This is a genomic window from Corallococcus exercitus, assembly GCF_003611585.1.
Taxonomy (GTDB): domain Bacteria; phylum Myxococcota; class Myxococcia; order Myxococcales; family Myxococcaceae; genus Corallococcus; species Corallococcus exercitus.
On sequence record NZ_RAVW01000940.1, the window covers coordinates 1 to 393 of the forward strand.

Below are 393 nucleotides of genomic sequence, written 5' to 3' on the forward strand. Positions count from 1 at the left end.
TTCATCATGTGGCTGGAAAGCTCTTCATGCAGCATGGTCAGGTATTTTGTCAGCCCTTTTGGCACGCTCGGTTTGTCGGCGTGAACGCGCTCGACTTTAGTCGCTTGCAGGATCAGCTCCGGCAGTTGCTCGCGGTGACGATCGTGGTAGCGCACGATGATATGGTCGATGATTTCTGCCAGCGGGGCGCTACGCCAGTCTTTCTCAATCGGTTGTTCAGCAAGCTTTGCCAGCTCAGCTTCAATGACCTCAACATCCAGTTCTTTACGTGCCGCCGCACGCGCCAGCGTTTGCTTACCGCCGCAGCAGTAATCCATATCATATTTACGAAACAGAGCCGAAGCGCGAGGGATAGAGAGCGCCAGTTCACCTAAAGGTTGGTCGCGATAAGCC

The 393-nt window shown here is 54.5% G+C and carries 1 protein-coding gene; it reads right to left on the reverse strand.

The window, feature by feature from the left end; genetic code table 11:
* On the reverse strand, nucleotides 1-393 hold a 393-nt coding region (locus D7W79_RS42980), incomplete at both ends, for a DUF542 domain-containing protein (protein ID WP_167497807.1).